Genomic DNA, 16,121 nt, shown 5'->3' on the forward strand with positions numbered 1-16,121 from the left:
ATTCACGTTGAAATTTGAGCCACGTTGCCGCTCTATCCTGCTGAATTTTTCAGCACGGGGGAGCAGGAGTGATCAACGTGAGCACATTGAGCAAGTTACGCCGCCTCGTGCTGAGGCAGGACGTGTCGGTGCGCGAGGCCAGCCGGCGCCTGGGCATCTCGCGCAACACAGCCACCAAGTGGCTCAAAGACGGGCAGATGGCCGAACCCCGATACCCGCAGCGGGTGTCGGGCCCCAGCATCCTGGATCCGTACAAGGAGCAGTTGAGCCAATGGCTCAAGGCCGATAGCCATCGCAGCAAACGCGATCGACGCGGGATCAAGGCCATGTTTGAGGCGCTGCGCGCGCAGGGCTACAGCGGCAGCCGAGGGCCGGTCTACGCCTTTGCCCAGCGCTGGCAGCAAGAGCAAGGCAACGCTGCGCGTGGTGCGGGGTTCGTGCCGCTGAGCTTCGAGTTGGGCGAGGCGTTCCAGTTCGACTGGAGCTGCGAGTACCTGTTCATCGGCGGGCTGCGCCGCCGCCTGGAAGTGGCACACACCAAGCTGGCGGCCAGTCGCGCCTTCTGCCTGGTGGCGTACTACAGCCAAGCGCACGAGATGCTGTTCGATGCGCACGCACGGGCGTTCGCCCTCTTCGGTGGCGTGCCCCGGCGGGGCATCTACGACAACATGAAGACCGCTGTGGACAAGGTCGGCCATGGCAAACAGCGCAGCGTCAATGCACGCTTCGAGGCGATGACCGGGCACTACCTGTTCGAGCCGGAGTTCTGCAACCGGGCCGCCGGCTGGGAGAAGGGGGTCGTGGAGAAGAACGTTCAGGATCGGCGCAAGGACATCTGGCGTGAGGCCAGCGAGCGGCGCTGGGGGACGCTTGGTGAACTCAACGACTGGTTGCAGCAGGCCTGCGTGAAGGCCTGGGCTGAGATGAGTCACCCGGAATGGACTCAGCTCACGGTGGCCGATGTCTGGCAGGACGAACGTGCTCGTCTCATGCCCAACCCCCGTGCGTTTGATGGCTACGTGGAGCAGCCGGTACGGGTCTCTGCGACCGCACTGATCCACTTCCAGCGCAACCGCTACAGCGTGCCGTGTGAATGGATTCATGCGGTGGTCAGTCTGCGGGCCTACGCGGATGGCCTGCTGGTGGTCGGGCCCGATGGGCGACAGGTGCGCCTGGCGCGCAGCTTCGAACGTGATCAGACGCTCTACGACTGGATGCATTACATCGCGCTCATCGAGCGAAAGCCCGGCGCGCTGCGCAACGGCGCGCCCTTCAAGACCATGCCCGAGCCACTGCAGGAAATGCAGCGCCAGTTGCTGCGCCACAGCGGTGGCGACAGGGTGATGGCGCAGGTGCTCATGGGGGTGAGCCTGCATGGACTGGAGGCCGTGGTGGTGGCGGTAGAGCTGGCGCTGCAGTCCGGGCGGGTGAGTGCCGAGCACGTGCTCAACGTGCTCTCGCGTCTGAAGGAGCAGCGCGTGCCCGAGCCACCGGTGGCCACGATGCTCAAGCTCAACACGCCGCCACTGGCCAACCTGCAGCGCTACGACGCACTGCGCAACGTCCAGCCTCATGAGGCATCACCGGAGTCCGACCATGCATGACGTCATTGATGCCCTCAAAGCGCTGGGCCTGCACGGCATGGCCAGTGCCTGGCCGGAGGTACTGGGCACCGCCCGCATGAAGTCGCTGGATCATGAGGCCGTGCTGCACCAGCTCATCAAGGCCGAGACCGCTCAGCGTGAGGTGCGTTCCATGGCTTACCAGATGCGCGTGGCGCGCTTCCCTTCGCACCGTGACCTCGCCGGCTTTGACTTCGCCCACGCGCAGCTCGACGAAGCACTGGTGCGCCAGTTGCACACCCTTCGCTTCGTGGAGTCGGCGCACAACGTGGTGCTGGTTGGTGGCCCCGGCACGGGTAAAACCCACCTGGCCACGAGCCTGGGGATCGAGGCCATTCGCATGCATGGCAAGCGGGTGCGCTTCTTCTCAACGGTGGAGCTGGTCAACGCCCTGGAGCTGGAGAAGGCGCAGAACAAGGCCGGGCAAATGGCGCACCGCCTGATGTACGTCGATCTGGTGATCCTGGATGAACTGGGCTACCTGCCATTCACGCAGTCGGGCGGCGCGATGCTGTTCCACCTGCTCTCCAAACTCTATGAGCGAACGAGCGTGGTGATCACCACCAACCTCACCTTCTCGGAGTGGAGCAGCGTCTTTGGAGACGCCAAGATGACCACGGCCTTGCTTGACCGGCTCACGCACCATTGCCACATCGTCGAGACGGGCAACGAGAGCTGGCGATTCAAGCACTCCAGTGCCGCTGGCGCGGCTCCCCCAAAGCAACGCCCAAAGAGCCAGAAAGGAGATCGAAAAACAGCAGACCCGATAGACTTATCCACAACCGAATAGTCAAAGAATCCATCAACCCAGTGGCTCAATATTCAACGTGATCACTGGCTCAGTTGTGCTGATGAATCAACAAGCGGGCACAGAGAGCAGCGCCGCATGGCCGAGGCTCGCATACATGGAGAACAACAGAGTGCCTTCGGGCCAAACCTTCAGGCGCTTACTCTCAATACCCGAACTCGTAAGACGCTTTGCGGTAAAGCGCACATGAGTTCGATCAGACAAGTCGCCAATCGCGACCCATGGCGTCCCACTGTCATCGTCCGACCAATAGTCCGCTTGGTCGGTATCCGGGGTTCCTCCAGAGCCCATGCCCGACAGCAAGAACTTGAGGCGGCCAACTTGCCAATGCGATGGCAGAGCCCCAAGCCAAGGCACCCCACTGTCTCGATACTCGTCATACCTCGGCAACGTCATTCCGCCAACTCCCCCAACATCTTCATGATGCGGGCCGTTACTGTCTTCAGCTCCTCGTCGATGGCCTGCAGGCTGCGCGGCGGCTCGAAGACGTAGAAGTGGCGGTTGAAGGGAATCTCATAGCCGACCTTGCTTTTCTCCGTGTCGATCCACGCGTCGGGTGCATGGGGCAGCACTTCGCGCTGGAAGTAGGCGTCGATGTCTTCCGTCAGCGGCACGTTCTCGGTGTCGCGCAGTGCGCTGTCGGGTTGCGGCTTGCCCTTCTGCTTGCCCTTCTGCCCCAGCACCACGGCGCCTGCCTCATCACGCAGGGGGCGTTCGACGGTCAGGGTGGTGTAGCCGAAGTCCTGGTTTTTGAAGATGCGCGAGATGGGCACGCGCTTGAGGCGGCCACCTTCGGGCAGATTCTGGAACTCGGCGGGCCACGCGGCGCCGGCCACGATCAGTTGTGGCTCGCCCATCGGCTGCCCTTGCGCGTCGAACACGCTGACCTGCTCGGCTTCGGCAAAGCTGCCAAACAACTGCGTGACGGTGGCGATGTGCGCATCGCTCATCTCCTTGCGTTTGCTGCCCAGGCTCTTGCGCATCTTCTGCCAGTAGCTGCTGGCGTCGATGAGTTGCACCTTGCCCTTGCGCACGGCCGGCTTCTTGTTCGACAGGATCCACACATAGGTGGCAATGCCGGTGTTGTAGAACATGTCGGTGGGCAAGCCCACGATGGCCTCCACCAGGTCGTTCTCCAGCACGTAGCGGCGGATTTCGCTTTCGCCACTGCCCGCGCCGCCCGTGAACAAGGGCGAGCCGTTGAGCACGATGCCGAAGCGGCTGCCGCCTTCCTGCGCGGGGCGCATCTTGGCTATTGATCCGGCCTCAATGAACTTGACTCAAGCCGCATAGCGTACCGTGGCGTGCTCGAAGTACTTGCGGATGCGCTCGGGCTGGCGTTGCACGCTGCGAAGGTGCTTGGCTGTGGCTTTGGCCAGTTGCAGCTTCGTTCGCGCCGGTGCCAGCTTCGTGACCGCCTGCTTGATATCCGCATTGGCCATCTCATCCGGGTTCAACTCCGGGCTATAGCTCGGTAGGTAGAACACCTCGATGGCATCGGCATGCTCGGCCAGCCAGGCCTTGACCGGTTTGGCATGATGCACCCGCAGGTTGTCCAGGATCAGGAACACCTTCTTGGTCTGTCCCTTGATCAGCCGGCGCAGGAAGTCGATCAGGATTGTGGTGTTGAGCGCCCCGTCAAAGATGCGCCAGCGCATCTGCCCTTTGTTGGTCACGGTGGAGATGACCGACAGGTTGTGGCGCTTGTTGTTGACCCGCACCACCGGCGTCTGGCCCTTGGGCGCAAAACCACGGCCGCGTACATCGTCGCTGCGCAGTCCACTCTCGTCGCCCCAGTGAATTTCGGCTCCCTCGGCCTTGGCCCGCGCGGCAATGGCGGGGTAGTCCTCCTCGAGCCACTTCTTGACCGCCGCCGGTGACTGCTCGTAGGCCTTCTTCATCGGCTTTTGCGGCGTGAAGCCCCAGCGCGCCAGGTACTTGCCCATGGTGCGCACTTGCAGTCGCAGCCCAAAGCGCTGTTCGATGAGTTGGGCCACAGCGGCGCGGGTCCACAGCGCGTAGGGCATCTTGAGCTGATCGGGCGTCTTGTCGGCGATGAGCTTGCGCACCAGGGCCTCCTGGGCGGGGTCGAGCAAGCGGTTTTCGCCGAGCTTGCGCCCGCCAATGGCGTCGTGCAGCGCCTTGGCACCGAGCGCCTCATGGCGTTTGCAGATGTTGAAGACGCCTGTGCGACTCAGGCCGGTGAGCGCGGCGATCTTGTCGTAGGTGTTGCCGGCCTTGCGTAGCCGGATGACCTGAACCCGGCGCTCATGCCGCGCTTCGTGGCTCAACGATCTCATGTCAGTTGCTTGCATGAATCCGAGTTGGGGGCGGTGCAGATAAATTCAAGTGCACAAGGGCCGAATCAATAAAAGGTGCATCAGAAACAGCATGGAGCCATCGCTCACGCGCGGCAGGCCGGGGCCGAAGCGGCCGGCAAAGCCTTTCTGCTCGTGTTCCTGCCGCACGGCCTTTTCGACCTTCTTCCATTCCACGCCGAAGGGCGGGTTGGACAGCATGTAGTCGAACTTGCGGCCCGCATGCCCGTCGTCGCTCAGGGTGTTGCCGGCCACGATGTTGCCCACGTCCTGCCCGCGGATGAGCATGTCGGCCTTGCAGATGGCGTAGCTCTCGTCGTTGAGTTCCTGGCCGTAGAGCGTGAGGCGGGCCTGCGGGTTGTGGGCCAGCAGGTGCTCGCCGGCGACTGACAGCATGCCGCCGGTGCCGGCCGTGGGGTCGTACACGGTGCGAACCACGGCGTTGCCGGGCGTGAGCACGTCGTCGTCTTCGATGAAGAGCAGGTTCACCATCAGGCGGATGACTTCGCGCGGCGTGAAGTGTTCCCCGGCCGTCTCGTTGCTGATTTCGGCGAACTTGCGGATCAGCTCCTCGAACACCAGGCCCATGCTGGCGTTGTCCACCGTGGCCGGGTGCAGGTCGATGCCGACGAACTTTTCCGTGACCAGGTACAGCAGGTTGGCCTTGGCCAGCCGTTCCACCTGGGCGTGGAAATCGAAGCGCTCGAAGATGTCGGCCGCCTCGGGCGAGAAGGCCTTGACGTAGGCGTAGAGGTTCTGGCGGATGTGGTCCTGGTCGCCCAGCAGCTTGGGCAGGTCCAGTTCCGAATCGTTGTAGAAACCCAGGTTGCCGGCGGCGCGACGGAGAAAGGGCTCGGGGTTGATGCCCATCTTCTCGCGCGAAGCCTTTTCAGCCAGCACCTTGGGCTTGGTGGCTTCCAGCACGCAGTCCAGCCGGCGCAGCACGGTGAAGGGCAGGATCACGCGGCCGTACTCGGACTGCTTGTAGTCGCCGCGCAGCAGATCGGCGACGGACCAGATGAAGGAAGACAGGGCTTGAGGAGACATGCAGAGCGATGGGGCGATGGGGCGCCAGACGTGAAAAAGCCCGGCACAGCCGGGCCTGGATGAGCAGGCCGCCGCGCGGGCGCGGCAGTCTATCAAGCCGAGAGGGCGCCGGCCGTCAAGCCGGCTTGGCCTCCGCCTCCTGCAGCAGCCGCCACATCACCTTGCCGCTGCCGCTCTTGGGCAGCGCATCGACGAACTGCACCTGGCGCGGCACCTTGTAGGCGGCCATGTTCTCGCGACACCAGGCGATGATGTCTTCGGCCGTCGTGCCCTTGTGCGTGGGGCGCAGCACCACCACGGCCTTGACGGACTCGCCGCGGTAGGCGTCCTTGGTGGAGATGATGCAGGCCTCCTGGATGGCCGGGTGCTTGAACATCAGCAGTTCCACCTCGGCCGGCCAGACCTTGAAGCCGCTGGCGTTGATCATGCGCTTCAGGCGGTCGGTGATGAAGAAGTAGCCCTCTTCGTCCACGCGCCCCATGTCACCGGTGCGGAAGAAGCGCTTGCCCTCGAACTCGATGAAGGCGGCGGCCGTGGCGTCGGGCCGCTTCCAGTAGCCGCTGAAGACCTGCGGGCCGTGGGTGATGATCTCGCCCGACTCGCCCACGGGCAGCTCCTGCAGGGTCTCGGGGTCGACCACGCGCGCGTCCACCCCCGTGAAGGGCATGCCCAGGCACTGCTGCTTGGCGTGCAACGGCGGGTTGCTGTGCGAAGGCGCGGCGGTCTCGGTCAGGCCATAGCCTTCCTGGTAGACCAGGCCGAACTCCTCCAGCAGCCGCTGCGCCACGGCCTGGGGCATGGCGGCGCCGCCACCGCCGATGTAGGTCAGGCTGGACAGGTCGTAGTTCTTGAAATGCGGGCTGGCCAGCAGGTCGATGACCATGGTGGGGATGTTGGTCCAGCTCGTCACCTTCCATTGCGAGATCAGGTGGCCGGCCACGTCGCGGTCCCAGCGCGGCATCAGCACCAGCGCGGCACCGGCATAGATGGCCGTGTGCATCATGCTCACGATGCCGGTGATGTGGAACATGGGTACCACGGCCAGCACCACCGTTTCGGGCGTCGCGCTGCCCCACTGCGCACCCGACACGGCGTTGTGCATCAGCGTGGAATGCGGGTGGATGCAGCCCTTGGGCAACCCGGTGGTGCCACTGGTGTAGGGCAGCAGGGCCATGTCCTGCGCGCCCACGACATGGGCCGGCGCGGCATGGCCGGCCGCCAGCAGCGCGCCCCAGGCATGCACCTGGCCGCCAGCGAGCGCGGGCAGCGCGCGCCGCGGCAGCAGCCAGTCGCGCCAGGCCGCGGCCATGGCGGGCGTGTCGGCGGCCGAGGCGTCGAAGGCATCGGTGAACTGGGTCACGACCAGGTGCGCCAGGCGCTCGGCCTCGGGCAGGCTGTCGCTGGCCTTGGCCAGCTCGGGCGCCAGGTCGCCGGTGGTCAGGGCCACCTTGGCGTCGGAATCACTGATGTAGTGCTTGAGTTCCTCGGCCTTGTTCATCGGATTGACGGGCACCACCACCGCGTTGGCGCGCAGGATGGCGAAATGCGCGATGACCAGCTGCGGCGTGTTCTGCATGTCCAGCAGCACGCGGTCGCCGCGCTGCACGCCCAGCGCATGCAGCGCGCCGGCCAGCGCCTCCACCTGCGCCGCGAGTTCGCCGTACGAAGTGACGCGGCCGAAGTAGATCAGCGCGGGCTTGCCCGGATAGCGCTGGGCGTTGACCTGCAGGTTGTGCCACAGCGACGTGGCCGGCGGCGTGATGGTGCGGGGCTGGCGGGCGGGCCAGAACTTGAAGTGCGGGCGATCAGGCGTCGACATGGAAAGCGGTACGAAAAGCCAGAGACCAGAAGGGGCCGTCAGCGTAAGCCGCACGGGCCCGATGGCGCATGGGGAAAGCCCCGTCCGGGCCGCCCGGGCGTCACCTGCGCGACGCGGGCGGCCGCGCGGCTGGACAACTTGTCCCACCTCGGCCTGCGCCCGGGCCCGCTGCCATAATCGCCGGCCATGCAATGGCTGCGCACCACCGCCCTCATCGCCCGCCTGGCGCTGGCGTGGTTCGTGCTGTCGCTCGGGGTGGCCGTCGCGTCGCCGCTGGTCAAGCCCCAGGCGCTGGAGCTGGTGTGCGGTGCGGGCGCCAGCGCCAAGCTGGTCGTGCTCGATGACGAAGGCCGCTCCGTCGCCGCGGGCCACCATGCGCTCGATTGCCCGGCCTGCCTCGCGGCCACGCTGGCGCCGCCCGTCATCACGCTGCAGCTGCCGGCCGCCGCGCCAGCACCTCTGGCCCAGCATCCCTTTCACGCGGCCCATCTGGCCGCGCTGACCGGGGCGCCGCTGCCGCCGCGCGGGCCGCCCGCCTCGGCCTGAGTGCACGGCGGTGCGGCCCCGGTGCCCGCCGCCGTCCGCGCGCGACGCCGGAGGGCCCTCTTTCTCGCTTTCGCCCTCTTGCATGCCCCTGCCGCGGCAGGGCTTGCGTCCCCTGGCAACGCGCAGTCCCGCAAATCCCTCCGGGCCCCGGCGCCCGGACCCGCTTTCCGGTCTTGCATGTCTTTGCGTGTTCCTCCTTGTTCCGCGGGCGCGCCCCGCCCCGCCGGCCTGCCGCGCCGCCAATGGATCGCGCGCGCCCTGCTGCTGCCCGCCGCCGGCGCCGCGGCCACGCTGGGCCTGGGCGCCTGCAGCGCAGAGAAGCCGCCAGCCTTCCGCGGCATCGACGTCACCGGGGCGCCCTATGGCCAGAAACTGCGCCTGAACGACCCCGACGGCCGACCGCGCACGATCGAGGACTTCCGGGGCCAGGTCGTGCTGCTCTTCTTCGGCTTCACGCAGTGCCCCGACGTGTGCCCCACGGCCCTGGCCCGCGCCGCCGAGGTCAAGCGCCTGCTGGGCGCCGACGGCGAGAAGCTGCAGGTGATCTTCGTCTCGGTCGACCCCGAACGCGACACGGCCGAGGTGCTGAAGGCCTACACCGCAGCCTTCGATCCCAGCTTCGTGGGCCTGAGCGGCGATGCCGCGCAGACGGCCGAGGCGGCCCGGGAATTCCGCGTCGTCTACACCCGAGTGCCAACCGGAAGCTCCTACACCCTCGACCATTCGGCGCTGAGCTACCTGATCGACCCGCAGGGCCGGCTGCGCGTGGCGCTGCGGCACGAACAGAGCGCGGCCGACTTCGCCGCCAATGTGCGGCAGCTGCTGCGCGAAGGCTGACAGTCCGGCCCGATTCCCGTCCACCCGTTCCCCGAGGAGACTCCCAATGAACATGTCCCGACAATTCGTGCTGCCGGCCGCCCTGCTGGCGCTGGCCGGCCTCGCGCAGGCGCAGGTCCGTGTGAAGGAACCGTGGGTGCGCGCCACCGTGGCGCAGCAGCAGGCCACCGGCGCCTTCATGCAGCTGCACTCGCCCAAGGCCACGCGCCTGGTCGGCGTGAGCACGCCGCTGACGCCCGTGGCCGAGGTGCATGAAATGGCCATGCAGGGCGACGTGATGCGCATGCGCCAGGTGGCCGGCATGGAACTGCCGGCCGGCAAGACCGTGGAGCTCAAGCCGGGCGGCTACCACCTGATGCTGATGAACCTGAAGGGCCAGGTGAAGGAAGGCCAGACCGTGCCGCTGACCCTGACTTTCGAAGGCGCGGATGGCCAGCGCGAAACCGTGCAGGTGCAGGCGCCCGTGCGTGCGCTGACCACTGCGGCGAGCGGCCATGGCGGCCACGGCAGCGCGGGTGGCAGCACGCCTGCAGCACCGGCCCATAAGCACTGAGCCCCCCGCCCCCCGATGAAAAAGAAGACAAGCCCCCCTCTCGCCGCCCTGGCCGCGCCGGCCGTGTTCTGCCTGCTCGCTGCCGCCCCGGCGCAGGCCGACCCGGCCCTGGCCCAGTCCAAGGCCTGCATGGCCTGCCACACCGTTGACAAGAAGCGCGTCGGCCCGGCCTTCAAGGACATCGCGGCACGCTATGCCGGCCAGCCCAACGCGTCGGCCCAGCTGGCGGGCAAGATCCGCCAGGGCAGCCGCGGCGCCTGGGGCGCGGTGCCCATGCCGGCCAACCCCGGCGTGAGCGAGGCCGACGCGAAGAAGCTGGCCGACTGGGTGCTGCAGCAGAAGTGACGGCCGCCCCGCGCCCTTCGCCACGCCCTTCAGCACGCCCTTTGACACGCCTCTCCTGAGCATGTCCTTGCGCCGCCGCTCCATGAGCCATCGCCCCCCGCGCGGCCCGCGCCGCATGGCGGCGCTGATGCTCGTGGTGCAGCTGATGCTCCTGCTGTTCACGGCCCTGCCGCTGCCGGCGCCGGCCGCCGCCGGCCGTGCTTCGGCCCCGGACACCGGCCTCTGGGCCATGGTCTGCAGTCCGCAGGGCATGAAGCGGGTGCCGCTGCAGCAGCTGACGGCCACCGATTCCGCGCCCGACCCGGCGCAGGCCGCCGACCCGCCGCACGGCAGCCATTGCCTGCTGTGCCAGCAGCAGCACAGCCCCGCGCTGCCCGCGCTGGCGCTCCCTCCCTGTCCGCCGGCGACTGCCGCGGCCACGACCACGCCGCAATGGCGAGCGGCACCGCCGCGTTCCGCCGCGCATCTCTGGCGCCCCCTGCTCGCGCGGGCGCCGCCGTTCCAGGGCTGATCGGCGGCGCAGCATGGCTGCGCATTTCGCATCGTTTCGCACGAGCGGCCCGGCGCCGCCCGGCACCTTCCCCGTTGTCGTTCGAACCTGCTCGCATGGCTGTGCGGGTGGTTCGCTGCGCACAGGCATGCCAACTGCCGCAAGCGCGCGTTGGCCCTGCCTGCAGCGCCCAAGGATCCGCTTTCATGACTTCGTTCTTCTCCCGTGCATCCCGCACATCCCGCGCGTCCCGCGCTTGCCGCGCACGCGCGACGGCCCTGCTGGGCGCCCTCGCCTTCGCGGGTGCCGCCCAGGCGCATGACTTCCGCGTCGGCGACCTGTCCATCGACCACCCGTACGCCACGCCCTCGCGGCCCGGCGTGCAGACCGGCGCGGCCTACCTGCGCGGCATCCGCAACAAGGGCGCGGTGGCCGACCGGCTCATCGGCGCCACGACGCCGGTGGCCGAGCGCGTGGAACTGCACACGCGCCAGACCGAGGGCGACGTGGTGCGCATGCGCGAGGTGGCGGCCCTCGAGATTCCCGCCGGCCAGGAGGTGCAACTGCGCCACGGCCAGCCGCAGCACCTGATGCTGGTCGGCCTGAAGCAGCCGCTGAAGGCCGGGGACCGCTTCGACCTCACGCTGCGCTTCGAGCGTGCGGGCGAGACCACGGTCAAGGCCTGGGTGCAGCAGCCCCGCGCGGCGGCCGAGGATGCGAAGGGCGCGGATGCGCATCACACGCACTGATGCGGCCATGCACCCCCTTTGCTTTTCACCCGCGCCGCGGGCGCGCACGGCGGGCCTGGCTGCTGCCGCGCTGGCAGCCCTGGGCGCGCAGGCGCAGACGGCCCCATCCGCACCCGGCGACAGCCTGCCCGCCATCCAGGTCCGCGCATCGCAGGAGCAGCCCAACGGCCGCCTGCCCGTGGACCAGCCCGTCGAAAGCGGCAGCCGCCTGGGCCTCACGGCGCGCGAGAACCCGGCCTCCGTCACCATCGTGGATCGGGCCGTCATCGACGCCCGCGGTGCGCAGAACACGCAGGAGATCCTGCAGGCCATTGCGGGCGTCACCGCGCATGACGCCCCCGGCAACATCGGCGTGCAATACCGCGGCTTCGGCAGCGGCTCCATCTCGCAGCTGTTCAACGGCATCCCCGTGCAGTACGCGATCGCGGCACGGCCCGTGGACAGCTGGATCTACGAGCGCGTGGAAGCCATCGGTGGGCCTTCGAGCTTCCTCCACGGCGCCGGCGCCGTCGGCGGCACGCTCAACTACATCAGCAAGCTGGCCACCCGCCACGACCTGAGCGAGGCGCAGCTGCGCCTGGGCAGCCATCGGCTGCGCGAAGCTTCCTTCGGCCTGAACCGGCGCGTGGTCGGCGATGGCAGCGGCACGGGCGACCACTACCTGCGCATCGACGCCAACCAGCGGCGCGGCGGAAGCTGGACCGAGGGGACCGACCGCGACTCGACGCAACTGGCCCTGTCGCTGCTGTCGGACCTGGGCCGCGGCCTGAGCCACACCCTGGCTTATGAGCACCAGAAGGAGTGGGTGGACCAGCCCTACTGGGGCACACCGCTGCTGAACCCGATGGTGGGCACGCTGCGCATCGACCCGGCCACGCGGCGCAAGAACTACAACAGCGTGGACAGCCTGTACGCGCAGCGCGTGCAGTGGCTGCGCTCCATCACCGACTGGCGCGTGAACGACGCGCTGGCGCTGCGCAACACCTTCTATGCGTATGACGCGCTGCGCGACTACCGCAACGTGGAGACCTACCGCTTCAACGCCACCAACACGGCCGTCACGCGCTCCGCGGCTTTGCTGCAACGCCACGACCAGCGGCTGGTGGGCAACCGGCTGGACGGCACGTACCAGGAGCAAATCGCCGGGCGTCGCAGCGACTGGGCCTTTGGCGTGGACCTGAGCGTGAACAAGCAGACGCGCTTCCCCAACAGCCTGTCGGCCACGGTGAGCACCGTGAACCCCTACGTCTTCACCACCGAGCCCTTCTTCGCGGTGCGCGGCATGACACCCGGCTTCAGGCCCGACCGCGACAACCGCGTGAAGACCGTGGCCGTGTTCGCCGAGAACCGCACCGCGCTCACGCCGGGCCTGAGCCTGGTGACGGCGCTGCGACACGAGCGCATCGAACTGGATCTGACGAACCGGCGCGAGATCAACGCGGCAAACCCGGCCCGCTATGCGCGCAGCTACAAGCCCACGACAGGCCGCATCGGCCTGGTGTGGGAGGTCGCGCCCGGCGCCAACCTGTACGTGCAGTACGCCACCGCGGCCGATCCGCCGGCCGGCATCCTCACCACGGCCACCTTCGCCCAGGTGCGCGACAACAGCGCGCTGACCACCGGCCGCCAGATCGAGGTGGGCAGCAAACTGGACTTCTGGCAAGGCAAGGGCACGGCCACCGCGGCGGCCTACCGCATCACGCGCCAGAACATCGCCACGCAGGACCCGGCCAACAGCAGCCTGACGGTGCAGGTGGGCGAGCAGTCGTCGCGCGGCGTGGAACTGGCCGTGGGCCTGCAGCCCACGCGCGAATGGGCGCTGCAGGCCAATGCGAGCTGGGTGGATGCGCAGTACGAGAACTTCCGCCAGGGCGGGGTTTCGCTGGCCGGCCGCACGCCCACCAACACGCCGCGCACGGTGCTCAACCTCTGGACTTCCTATGCCATCACGCCCCAGTTGCAGGCCAGCGTGGGCCTGCGCCGAGTGGGCTCGGTCTATGCCGACGCGGCCAACACCCAGCGCTGGCCGGCCTACACGCTGCTGGACCTGGGGCTGAGCTGGCAGATCAACCGCCACACCGCACTGAGCGCGCGCGTGCGCAATGCGACCGACCGCGTGTACGCCCTCCACGTGGGCGGCACCCAGGCCTACCTGGGGGCGCCGCGCACGGCCGACCTCACGCTGCGCGTGAACTTCTGACACCGGGTGGCTCGCATGCACCTCAAGCGCTGGCTCTTCCTGACGCACCGCTGGCTGGGCATCGCCGTGTGCGCCTTCTTCGCCCTGTGGTTCGTGTCGGGCGTGGTGATGATGTACGTGGGCTACCCCAAGCTCACAACGGCCGAAAGGCTGCAGCATCTGCCACCGCTGGGTGACGGGCAGGGGCTGCTGGCGCCGCAGCAGGCGCTGGCGGCGGCGCAGCTGTCCGGCCCGCTGCGCGACCTGCGTCTGGTGGCGGCGCGCGGCGGCCAGCCGGTGTATCTGGTGCAGCCGGAGGCAGCGCCGGCCCGCGGCACGGTGGTGATTGACGCGCGCAGCGGCCTGCGGCTGCAAGGCGTGGACGCGCCGCTGGCCCTGGCCACGGCGACCGCCTACGCCCGGGCGCTGCCGCAAGCCGGCGCGCCGCGCCACCTGGGCACGGTGCAGGAAGATGCCTTCACCCATTCGCGCGCGCTCGATGCGCACCGGCCGCTGCACCGGGTGCAGCTGAGCGATGCGCAGCACACCCTGCTCTACATCTCCAGCCTCACCGGCGAAGTGGTGCGTGACGCGACGCGCACCGAACGCGTGTGGAACTACGCGGGCGCCTGGCTGCACTGGCTCTACATGTTCCGCGGCAATGCCCTCAACACCTACTGGAGCGACATCGTCAACGGGCTGTCGATCCTCGGCATCGCCGTTGCCGTCACCGGCACGGCGATCGGCGTGATGCGCTGGCGCTTTGGCCGGCCCTACCGCAGCGGCGCGCGCACGCCCTACCCGGGCCGCATGATGCGCTGGCATCACGTCTCGGGCCTGCTGTTCGCGGCCGTCACCTTCACCTGGATCCTGAGCGGGCTGGCGTCGATGAACCCGTGGCGCGTGTTCGACGTGGGCGCGGCACCGCTGCGCACGGCCGCCCTGGAAGGGGCGGCGCTGGAGCCGGGCGCCGATGCCGCCACGCCGCAGCAGCTGCTGGCCACCGCCGGCCCGGCCACGCGCGAGCTGCGCTGGGTGCCGGTGCTGGGCACGCCGACCGTGCAGGCGCAGGGCCCGGCCGGAGCGCCGACGGTGCTCGACGGGCGCAGCGCGCGCCCCTGGGCGATCGACGAATCGGCCTTGCGCCAGGCAGCCGCCGGCCTGCTCGATGCGCCGGTCGCGCGCATCGAGCGGCTACGGGCCTACGACTTTCATTACTACGACCGCGCGCCCCACACCATGACCGGCGGCGGCGAGCGGCCCCTGCCGGTGCTGCGCGTGGTGTTCGAGGACGCGGCGAAGAGCTGGGTCCACCTCGATCCGCAGACCGGCGCCGTGGTGAGCCGCAGCGACCAGGGCCGGCGCGCGAGCCGCGTGCTGTTCGCCCTGCTGCACAGCTGGGACTGGCTGCCGCTGCTGCAGCGGCGCCCGCTGTGGGACCTGCTGCTGATCGGGCTGAGCCTGGGCGGCGCCCTGCTCAGCCTGACGGGCGTAGCGGTCGGCTGGCGGCGCCTGGGGCTCAGGCTGCGCCCCCGGCGCCGCGCATTTCAGGCGCGCTGAAAGCCGGCCAGCCGCTGCGTGATGATCTGCTCGGCCTGGCCCATGATGCTGTCGATCAGTTCTTGGCAGCTGGGCACGTCGTGGATCAGGCCGGCCACCATGCCGCAGCTCCAGGCGCCCGCGTCCATGTCGCCGTTCTGCATGATGCGCGGGTAGACGCCGGCCACCTCTTCGATGATGTCCTCGAACTTGAGGTTGGCGCCCAGCGTCTTTTCCTTCTCCAAGAGGCGCTCCACGGCGGCGTTGTTGAGCACCCGCTCGGTGTTGCGCAGCGGGCGCATCACCAGGCGCGTGTCCAGCTCGCTGGCGGCCACGATGGCCTGCTTGACCTTCTCGTGCACCGGCGCTTCCTTCGTCGCGATGAAGCGCGTGCCCATGTTCATGCCCTCGGCGCCCAGCGCCAGCGCCGCCACCAGGCTGCGGCCGTCGGCCATGCCGCCCGAGGCGACGAAGGGAATCTTCAGTTCTTCGGCCGCGCGCGGCAGCAGGATAAAGTTGGGCACGTCGTCCTCACCGGGGTGGCCGCCGCACTCGAAGCCGTCCACGCTCACGGCGTCGCAGCCGATCGCCTCGGCCTTGAGCGCATGGCGCACCGAGGTGCACTTGTGGATCACCTTGATGCCGTGCTCCTTGAGCAGCGGCATCCACTTCTGCGGGTTGTTGCCGGCGGTTTCCACGGCCTTCACGCCGCCTTCGATGATGGCCTGGATGTAACCGGGGTAGTCGGGCGAACTCACCGTGGGCAGGAAGGTGAGGTTCACGCCAAAGGGCTTGTCGGTCATCTCGCGGCAGCGCGCGATTTCCTTGGCCAGCAGCTCGGGCGTCTTCTGCGTCAGGCCCGTGATGATGCCCAGGCCGCCTGCGTTGGACACGGCCGCCGCCAGCTCGGCCAGGCCGACATAGTGCATGCCGCCCTGGATGATGGGGTGCTGGATGCCAAAGAGTTCGGTGATGCGGGTCTTCAAGGGGGTCTCCAAAAGATGGGCGCACGCGCACCACGGCGGCGCATGCAGGGTCGACCCCCGCATCATCGACACCGGCCACCGGCTTGACTGCCACGCGCGCGACAAGCCGGCGACAAGTTGCCCCGCTCGCCACGGCAAGGCGCGCACGAGCGCGGCGCCGCGCTACACGGCCATGACGCAGGTGACGCAGGCGCCCGAGCTGCGGCGGCTCCGGTCTCGCGGCACGGACGGACGCCCAGCGCCTGCCGCGTGTTCCCGCGCCCGCGGCAGGCACTTTGCAGCG

At 68.4% G+C, this 16,121-nt stretch carries 13 protein-coding genes and 2 pseudogenes; 10 read left to right on the forward strand and 5 right to left on the reverse strand.

Translation table 11 applies throughout. The features are described from left to right. Positions 1-77 precede the first annotated feature (77 nt). Positions 78-1,604 (forward strand): IS21 family transposase, encoded by a 1,527-nt coding sequence (gene istA / locus LG388_RS22530; RefSeq protein WP_225782461.1) that lies wholly within the window; start codon positions 78-80, stop codon positions 1,602-1,604. Next, on the forward strand, positions 1,597-2,412 hold the full coding sequence (gene istB / locus LG388_RS22535) for an IS21-like element helper ATPase IstB (RefSeq protein ID WP_225782451.1): 816 nt from the start codon (positions 1,597-1,599) through the stop codon (positions 2,410-2,412). Before istA ends, istB begins: the two co-directional genes overlap by 8 nt. 410 nt (positions 2,413-2,822) lie before the next feature. Here the strand turns inward: istB and LG388_RS22540 are convergent. The 4 genes and pseudogenes from LG388_RS22540 to LG388_RS22555 form a co-directional block, all read right to left on the reverse strand. After that, positions 2,823-3,686, reverse strand: a pseudogene (locus tag LG388_RS22540) (class I SAM-dependent DNA methyltransferase); the annotation flags it as partial. Between the two features lie 24 nt (positions 3,687-3,710). Next, the gene (locus LG388_RS22545) at positions 3,711-4,745 is read right to left on the reverse strand and encodes an IS630 family transposase (RefSeq protein WP_225784795.1); all 1,035 of its coding nucleotides are present in this window, start codon (positions 4,743-4,745) and stop codon (positions 3,711-3,713) included. Positions 4,746-4,799: 54 nt separating this feature from the next. Continuing rightward, positions 4,800-5,795: pseudogene (locus LG388_RS22550) on the reverse strand (N-6 DNA methylase); the annotation flags it as partial. A 115-nt stretch (positions 5,796-5,910) separates the two neighbouring features. Beyond that, positions 5,911-7,614 carry a long-chain fatty acid--CoA ligase gene (locus tag LG388_RS22555; protein WP_225784796.1) on the reverse strand — a complete coding sequence of 568 codons (1,704 nt, stop codon included), beginning with the start codon at positions 7,612-7,614 and terminating at the stop codon, positions 5,911-5,913. 186 nt (positions 7,615-7,800) lie between these two features. On the opposite strand from LG388_RS22555, the gene LG388_RS22560 reads away from it, so the two are divergent. The 8 genes from LG388_RS22560 to LG388_RS22595 all read left to right on the forward strand — a co-directional run bounded on the left by LG388_RS22560 (position 7,801) and on the right by LG388_RS22595 (position 14,873). Further along, complete coding sequence (locus LG388_RS22560; protein WP_225784797.1) at positions 7,801-8,160, forward strand: DUF2946 domain-containing protein; 360 nt, start codon at positions 7,801-7,803, stop codon at positions 8,158-8,160. 177 nt (positions 8,161-8,337) lie between these two features. After that, the gene (locus LG388_RS22565; protein WP_225784798.1) at positions 8,338-8,997 is read left to right on the forward strand and encodes an SCO family protein; all 660 of its coding nucleotides are present in this window, start codon (positions 8,338-8,340) and stop codon (positions 8,995-8,997) included. Between the two features lie 46 nt (positions 8,998-9,043). Continuing rightward, entirely contained in the window at positions 9,044-9,550 is a 507-nt protein-coding gene (locus LG388_RS22570; RefSeq protein WP_225784799.1) for a copper chaperone PCu(A)C, read from the forward strand. Positions 9,551-9,565: 15 nt separating this feature from the next. Continuing rightward, positions 9,566-9,895 (forward strand): c-type cytochrome, encoded by a 330-nt coding sequence (locus tag LG388_RS22575; RefSeq protein ID WP_225784800.1) that lies wholly within the window; start codon positions 9,566-9,568, stop codon positions 9,893-9,895. A gap of 82 nt (positions 9,896-9,977) precedes the next feature. After that, entirely contained in the window at positions 9,978-10,406 is a 429-nt protein-coding gene (locus LG388_RS22580) for a DUF2946 family protein (RefSeq protein ID WP_225784801.1), read from the forward strand. A gap of 185 nt (positions 10,407-10,591) precedes the next feature. Continuing rightward, positions 10,592-11,134, forward strand: a complete 543-nt coding sequence (locus LG388_RS22585; protein WP_225784802.1) for a copper chaperone PCu(A)C — start codon at positions 10,592-10,594, stop codon at positions 11,132-11,134. A 7-nt stretch (positions 11,135-11,141) separates the two neighbouring features. Next, positions 11,142-13,334 (forward strand): TonB-dependent siderophore receptor, encoded by a 2,193-nt coding sequence (locus LG388_RS22590; protein ID WP_225784803.1) that lies wholly within the window; start codon positions 11,142-11,144, stop codon positions 13,332-13,334. A gap of 15 nt (positions 13,335-13,349) precedes the next feature. Continuing rightward, positions 13,350-14,873, forward strand: a complete 1,524-nt coding sequence (locus LG388_RS22595; RefSeq protein WP_225784804.1) for a PepSY domain-containing protein — start codon at positions 13,350-13,352, stop codon at positions 14,871-14,873. Here LG388_RS22595 and LG388_RS22600 read toward each other — a convergent pair. After that, the gene (locus LG388_RS22600; protein WP_225784805.1) at positions 14,861-15,838 is read right to left on the reverse strand and encodes a nitronate monooxygenase family protein; all 978 of its coding nucleotides are present in this window, start codon (positions 15,836-15,838) and stop codon (positions 14,861-14,863) included. The genes LG388_RS22595 and LG388_RS22600 overlap by 13 nt on opposite strands. Positions 15,839-16,121 lie beyond the last annotated feature (283 nt).

This window comes from Xenophilus sp. Marseille-Q4582 (assembly GCF_916700565.1).
Taxonomy (GTDB): Bacteria; Pseudomonadota; Gammaproteobacteria; order Burkholderiales; family Burkholderiaceae_C; genus Xenophilus.

Bases quoted from the DNA above. Each gene is read 5' to 3' on its own strand.
- istB (WP_225782451.1), top strand. From the start codon at position 1,597: ATGCATGACGTCATTGATGCCCTCAAAGCGCTGGGCCTGCACGGCATG.
- LG388_RS22545 (WP_225784795.1), bottom strand. From the start codon at position 4,745: ATGCAAGCAACTGACATGAGATCGTTGAGCCACGAAGCGCGGCATGAG.
- LG388_RS22555 (WP_225784796.1), bottom strand. From the start codon at position 7,614: ATGTCGACGCCTGATCGCCCGCACTTCAAGTTCTGGCCCGCCCGCCAG.
- LG388_RS22560 (WP_225784797.1), top strand. From the start codon at position 7,801: ATGCAATGGCTGCGCACCACCGCCCTCATCGCCCGCCTGGCGCTGGCG.
- LG388_RS22565 (WP_225784798.1), top strand. From the start codon at position 8,338: ATGTCTTTGCGTGTTCCTCCTTGTTCCGCGGGCGCGCCCCGCCCCGCC.
- LG388_RS22570 (WP_225784799.1), top strand. From the start codon at position 9,044: ATGAACATGTCCCGACAATTCGTGCTGCCGGCCGCCCTGCTGGCGCTG.
- LG388_RS22575 (WP_225784800.1), top strand. From the start codon at position 9,566: ATGAAAAAGAAGACAAGCCCCCCTCTCGCCGCCCTGGCCGCGCCGGCC.
- LG388_RS22580 (WP_225784801.1), top strand. From the start codon at position 9,978: ATGAGCCATCGCCCCCCGCGCGGCCCGCGCCGCATGGCGGCGCTGATG.
- LG388_RS22585 (WP_225784802.1), top strand. From the start codon at position 10,592: ATGACTTCGTTCTTCTCCCGTGCATCCCGCACATCCCGCGCGTCCCGC.
- LG388_RS22590 (WP_225784803.1), top strand. From the start codon at position 11,142: ATGCACCCCCTTTGCTTTTCACCCGCGCCGCGGGCGCGCACGGCGGGC.
- LG388_RS22595 (WP_225784804.1), top strand. From the start codon at position 13,350: ATGCACCTCAAGCGCTGGCTCTTCCTGACGCACCGCTGGCTGGGCATC.